This is a genomic window from Neisseria sp. 27098_8_112 (genome assembly GCF_041433235.1).
Lineage (GTDB): Bacteria > Pseudomonadota > Gammaproteobacteria > Burkholderiales > Neisseriaceae > Neisseria.
This window is the reverse complement of record NZ_JAPWBB010000030.1, coordinates 1-6,237: the sequence shown is the minus strand read 5'-3', so window position 1 is coordinate 6,237 and position 6,237 is coordinate 1. Positions and strand designations below refer to the sequence as shown.

The window sequence follows — 6,237 nt, the reverse complement described above, 5'->3', positions numbered from 1 at the left end:
GACAAGAGGCTATCCGTTTATCCCTTTACCCAATGGCCCCCATTGGTCCAAGCTCTCATTGTCGCCCCCATACAAAGCCGCCCCGTGGCCCAACCGGCAAGCAGTTCGGCCTCGGGGCGGCGTATACGGCAGTTAACCGTCAGGTTATTTTTTCACGGCAGGCTGGGCGGCCTTAGGCGCGGTAGGAGAAACCGTCGCCTCCGCCTTCAATTTGTTCAGCACCGCATCACCGATGCCCTTCACGTTTTTCAGCTCATCCACCGATTTGAACGCACCGTTCTTCTGACGGTATTCCACAATCGATTTCGCCTTAGCCGGGCCGATACCCGGCAAGGCCTCCAGTTCGGCAGGGGACGCGGTATTGATGTTCACGGCAGCCAAAGAGAACGCCGCACAGACGGCGGCAAATGTACCAAATAAAAATTTCTTCATCAGATTTTTTCCCATAACATATTTGATTGAATCAGTCAGGAAGTCTACCGAATGGTTTTATTCCACTCTGTAAACACTGTCACATACGCAGATAGGGCAACAGCCCATACCACATAAATGCTTACGACATATTAACGCAAATACCGTTTGATTTCAAATATTCCAAACGGTTAACCGTAACTTTCGGTACTTTTGTTCAAGAATAACAACAGAGTTGTCATCCTTTAATTTAAACAACAAGCATGCACGAACACTCAATAGGCATCGGAATGGGTATCGGTTCATCAATATCCTTGCACCCATTACCCTACCTCCTATCATCAAACCGACAGAACCGACAGGTATGTAAAAAGCCCCCGACATCAGTCGGGGGCTTCGGAATGGGTGTTTGGCGGTGACCTACTTTCACATGGAAGAACCACACTATCATCGGCGCTGAGTCGTTTCACGGTCCTGTTCGGGATGGGAAGGCGTGGGACCAACTCGCTATGGCCGCCAAACTTAAACTGTTACAAATCGGTAAAGCCTTAATCAATATATTTGGTGATGACTGAATCAGTCAGCAAGCTTTTATCTTTGAAGTTCTTCAAATGATAGAGTCAAGCCTCACGAGCAATTAGTATGGGTTAGCTTCACGCGTTACCGCGCTTCCACACCCCACCTATCAACGTCCTGGTCTCGAACGACTCTTTAGTGTGGTTAAACCACAAGGGAAGTCTCATCTTCAGGCGAGTTTCGCGCTTAGATGCTTTCAGCGCTTATCTCTTCCGAACTTAGCTACCCGGCTATGCAACTGGCGTTACAACCGGTACACCAGAGGTTCGTCCACTCCGGTCCTCTCGTACTAGGAGCAGCCCCCGTCAAACTTCCAACGCCCACTGCAGATAGGGACCAAACTGTCTCACGACGTTTTAAACCCAGCTCACGTACCACTTTAAATGGCGAACAGCCATACCCTTGGGACCGACTACAGCCCCAGGATGTGATGAGCCGACATCGAGGTGCCAAACTCCGCCGTCGATATGAACTCTTGGGCGGAATCAGCCTGTTATCCCCGGAGTACCTTTTATCCGTTGAGCGATGGCCCTTCCATACAGAACCACCGGATCACTATGTCCTGCTTTCGCACCTGCTCGACTTGTCGGTCTCGCAGTTAAGCTACCTTTTGCCATTGCACTATCAGTCCGATTTCCGACCGGACCTAGGTAACCTTCGAACTCCTCCGTTACTCTTTGGGAGGAGACCGCCCCAGTCAAACTGCCTACCATGCACGGTCCCCGACCCGGATTACGGGTCTGGGTTAGAACCTCAAAGACACCAGGGTGGTATTTCAAGGACGGCTCCACAGAGACTGGCGTCTCTGCTTCAAAGCCTCCCACCTATCCTACACAAGTGACTTCAAAGTCCAATGCAAAGCTACAGTAAAGGTTCACGGGGTCTTTCCGTCTAGCAGCGGGTAGATTGCATCTTCACAACCACTTCAACTTCGCTGAGTCTCAGGAGGAGACAGTGTGGCCATCGTTACGCCATTCGTGCGGGTCGGAACTTACCCGACAAGGAATTTCGCTACCTTAGGACCGTTATAGTTACGGCCGCCGTTTACTGGGGCTTCGATCCGATGCTTGCACATCTTCAATTAACCTTCCAGCACCGGGCAGGCGTCACACCCTATACGTCCACTTTCGTGTTAGCAGAGTGCTGTGTTTTTAATAAACAGTCGCAGCCACCTATTCTCTGCGACCCTCCAGGGCTTACGGAGCAAGTCCTTAACCTTAGAGGGCATACCTTCTCCCGAAGTTACGGTATCAATTTGCCGAGTTCCTTCTCCTGAGTTCTCTCAAGCGCCTTAGAATTCTCATCCTGCCCACCTGTGTCGGTTTGCGGTACGGTTCGATTCAAACTGAAGCTTAGTGGCTTTTCCTGGAAGCGTGGTATCGGTTACTTCATGTCCGTAGACACTCGTCATCACTTCTCGGTGTTAAGAAGACCCGGATTTGCCTAAGTCTTCCACCTACCGGCTTAAACAAGCTATTCCAACAGCTTGCTAACCTAACCTTCTCCGTCCCCACATCGCATTTGAATCAAGTACAGGAATATTAACCTGTTTCCCATCGACTACGCATTTCTGCCTCGCCTTAGGGGCCGACTCACCCTACGCCGATGAACGTTGCGTAGGAAACCTTGGGCTTTCGGCGAGCGGGCTTTTCACCCGCTTTATCGCTACTCATGTCAACATTCGCACTTCTGATACCTCCAGCACACTTTACAATGCACCTTCATCGGCCTACAGAACGCTCCCCTACCATGCCAGTAAACTGGCATCCGCAGCTTCGGTTATAGATTTGAGCCCCGTTACATCTTCCGCGCAGGACGACTCGACCAGTGAGCTATTACGCTTTCTTTAAATGATGGCTGCTTCTAAGCCAACATCCTGGCTGTCTGGGCCTTCCCACTTCGTTTACCACTTAATCTATCATTTGGGACCTTAGCTGGCGGTCTGGGTTGTTTCCCTCTTGACAACGGACGTTAGCACCCGCTGTCTGTCTCCCGAGGAACCACTTGATGGTATTCTTAGTTTGCCATGGGTTGGTAAGTTGCAATAACCCCCTAGCCATAACAGTGCTTTACCCCCATCAGTGTCTTGCTCGAGGCACTACCTAAATAGTTTTCGGGGAGAACCAGCTATCTCCGAGTTTGTTTAGCCTTTCACCCCTATCCACAGCTCATCCCCGCATTTTGCAACATGCGTGGGTTCGGTCCTCCAGTACCTGTTACGGCACCTTCAACCTGGCCATGGATAGATCACTCGGTTTCGGGTCTACACCCAGCAACTGTTCGCCCTATTAAGACTCGGTTTCCCTACGCCTCCCCTATTCGGTTAAGCTCGCTACTGAATGTAAGTCGTTGACCCATTATACAAAAGGTACGCAGTCACACCACAAGGGTGCTCCCACTGTTTGTATGCATCAGGTTTCAGGTTCTATTTCACTCCCCTCCCGGGGTTCTTTTCGCCTTTCCCTCACGGTACTGGTTCACTATCGGTCGATGATGAGTATTTAGCCTTAGAGGATGGTCCCCCCATATTCAGACAGGATTTCACGTGTCCCGCCCTACTTTTCGTACGCTTAGTACCACTATTGAGATTTCGAATACGGGACTATCACCCACTATGGTCAAGCTTCCCAGCTTGTTCTTCTATCTCGACAGTTATTACGTACAGGCTCCTCCGCGTTCGCTCGCCACTACTTGCGGAATCTCGGTTGATTTCTTTTCCTCCGGGTACTTAGATGGTTCAGTTCTCCGGGTTCGCTTCGCTTATCCTATGTATTCAGATAAGGATACCTCCTAAGAGGTGGGTTTCCCCATTCGGACACCGCGGGATCATAGCTTTATTGCCAGCTCCCCCACGCTTTTCGCAGGCTTACACGTCCTTCATCGCCTATCATCGCCAAGGCATCCACCTGATGCACTTATTCACTTGACTCTATCATTTCAAGAACCTCTTTGACTTCGTTTACCTACCCGTTGACTAGGGAAGCAAACTTGAAATTCCTACTTTGATAAAGCTTACTGCTTTGTTGTGTCTTAATCCTGCCTTTTGTGTTTCAGGATTAAGTCGATACAATCATCACCCAAATACTGTGTTTGTTTCCTTTTCTCTTGCGAGAGATTTTTCATCCTTTGCAAAGAACAAAAAATCAAAACAAACTCATTGTCTTTGTTTGTTGATTTCGGCTTTCCAATTTGTTAAAGATCGATGCGTTGATATTTCACTTCGCAAATCAAAATAAGCTGCTAAGTATAGCAGGCTTCCTTTGATTTGTAAAGTTCTTGGTGGAGGCAAACGGGATCGAACCGATGACCCCCTGCTTGCAAAGCAGGTGCTCTACCAACTGAGCTATGCCCCCGTTCTTGGTGGGTCTGGGAGGACTTGAACCTCCGACCCCACGCTTATCAAGCGTGTGCTCTAACCAGCTGAGCTACAAACCCGGATTCTCTTCTTAAGCGAATCTTGTCTTCACTCAAGCTTTTCTCTTCCGCATCTTTTCACAGTTTACCGATAAGTGTGAATACATCAGACCTCTTCTTTCTCTAGAAAGGAGGTGATCCAGCCGCAGGTTCCCCTACGGCTACCTTGTTACGACTTCACCCCAGTCATGAAGCATACCGTGGTAAGCGGGCTCCTTGCGGTTACCCTACCTACTTCTGGTATCCCCCACTCCCATGGTGTGACGGGCGGTGTGTACAAGACCCGGGAACGTATTCACCGCAGTATGCTGACCTGCGATTACTAGCGATTCCGACTTCATGCACTCGAGTTGCAGAGTGCAATCCGGACTACGATCGGTTTTGTGAGATTGGCTCCACCTCGCGGCTTGGCTACCCTCTGTACCGACCATTGTATGACGTGTGAAGCCCTGGTCATAAGGGCCATGAGGACTTGACGTCATCCCCACCTTCCTCCGGCTTGTCACCGGCAGTCTCATTAGAGTGCCCAACTAAATGATGGCAACTAATGACAAGGGTTGCGCTCGTTGCGGGACTTAACCCAACATCTCACGACACGAGCTGACGACAGCCATGCAGCACCTGTGTTACGGCTCCCGAAGGCACTCCTCCGTCTCTGGAGGATTCCGTACATGTCAAGACCAGGTAAGGTTCTTCGCGTTGCATCGAATTAATCCACATCATCCACCGCTTGTGCGGGTCCCCGTCAATTCCTTTGAGTTTTAATCTTGCGACCGTACTCCCCAGGCGGTCAATTTCACGCGTTAGCTACGCTACTAAGCAATCAAGTTGCCCAACAGCTAATTGACATCGTTTAGGGCGTGGACTACCAGGGTATCTAATCCTGTTTGCTACCCACGCTTTCGAGCATGAACGTCAGTGTTATCCCAGGAGGCTGCCTTCGCCATCGGTATTCCTCCACATCTCTACGCATTTCACTGCTACACGTGGAATTCTACCTCCCTCTGACACACTCTAGTCACCCAGTTCAGAACGCAGTTCCCAGGTTGAGCCCGGGGATTTCACATCCTGCTTAAGTAACCGTCTGCGCTCGCTTTACGCCCAGTAATTCCGATTAACGCTCGCACCCTACGTATTACCGCGGCTGCTGGCACGTAGTTAGCCGGTGCTTATTCTTCAGGTACCGTCATCAGCTGTCGATATTAGCAACAGCCTTTTCTTCCCTGACAAAAGTCCTTTACAACCCGAAGGCCTTCTTCAGACACGCGGCATGGCTGGATCAGGCTTGCGCCCATTGTCCAAAATTCCCCACTGCTGCCTCCCGTAGGAGTCTGGGCCGTGTCTCAGTCCCAGTGTGGCGGATCATCCTCTCAGACCCGCTACTGATCGTCGCCTTGGTAGGCCTTTACCCCACCAACTAGCTAATCAGATATCGGCCGCTCGAATAACGCAAGGCCCGAAGGTCCCCTGCTTTCCTCCTCAGAGAATATGCGGTATTAGCTAATCTTTCGATTAGTTATCCCCCATTACTCGGTACGTTCCGATATATTACTCACCCGTTCGCCACTCGCCACCCAAGAAGCAAGCTTCTCTGTGCTGCCGTCCGACTTGCATGTGTAAAGCATGCCGCCAGCGTTCAATCTGAGCCAGGATCAAACTCTTATGTTCAATCTCTAACTTATAACTTCTGGTCTGCTTCAAAGAAACCGACAGGACAATGTCTAAAACATCATCTTGTCTGTCTTTCAAACAGTGTGAGGCCTAATGCACTCACACTTATCGGTAATCTGTTTTTTAAAGAGCGAATCGAATTATACAGTACATTTAGCAAATGTC

The 6,237-nt window shown here is 50.0% G+C and carries 1 protein-coding gene, 2 tRNA genes and 3 rRNA genes; all 6 read right to left on the bottom strand.

Annotation, left to right across the window (positions count from 1 at the left end; all coding sequences use genetic code 11):
* Positions 1-144: 144 nt before the first annotated feature.
* Positions 145-432: a ComEA family DNA-binding protein gene (locus O3682_RS11530; RefSeq protein ID WP_371510165.1), complete on the bottom strand. Its 288-nt coding sequence runs from the start codon at positions 430-432 to the stop codon at positions 145-147.
* A gap of 386 nt (positions 433-818) precedes the next feature.
* A 5S ribosomal RNA gene (gene rrf, locus O3682_RS11525) occupies positions 819-932 on the bottom strand.
* A 95-nt stretch (positions 933-1,027) separates the two neighbouring features.
* Positions 1,028-3,916, bottom strand: a 23S ribosomal RNA gene (locus tag O3682_RS11520).
* A 348-nt stretch (positions 3,917-4,264) separates the two neighbouring features.
* Positions 4,265-4,340 (bottom strand) — tRNA-Ala (locus tag O3682_RS11515).
* A gap of 5 nt (positions 4,341-4,345) precedes the next feature.
* Positions 4,346-4,422 (bottom strand) — tRNA-Ile (locus O3682_RS11510).
* A gap of 106 nt (positions 4,423-4,528) precedes the next feature.
* A 16S ribosomal RNA gene (locus tag O3682_RS11505) occupies positions 4,529-6,069 on the bottom strand.
* The 16S, 23S and 5S rRNA genes sit together here with 2 tRNA genes alongside, the layout of an rRNA operon.
* Positions 6,070-6,237 lie beyond the last annotated feature (168 nt).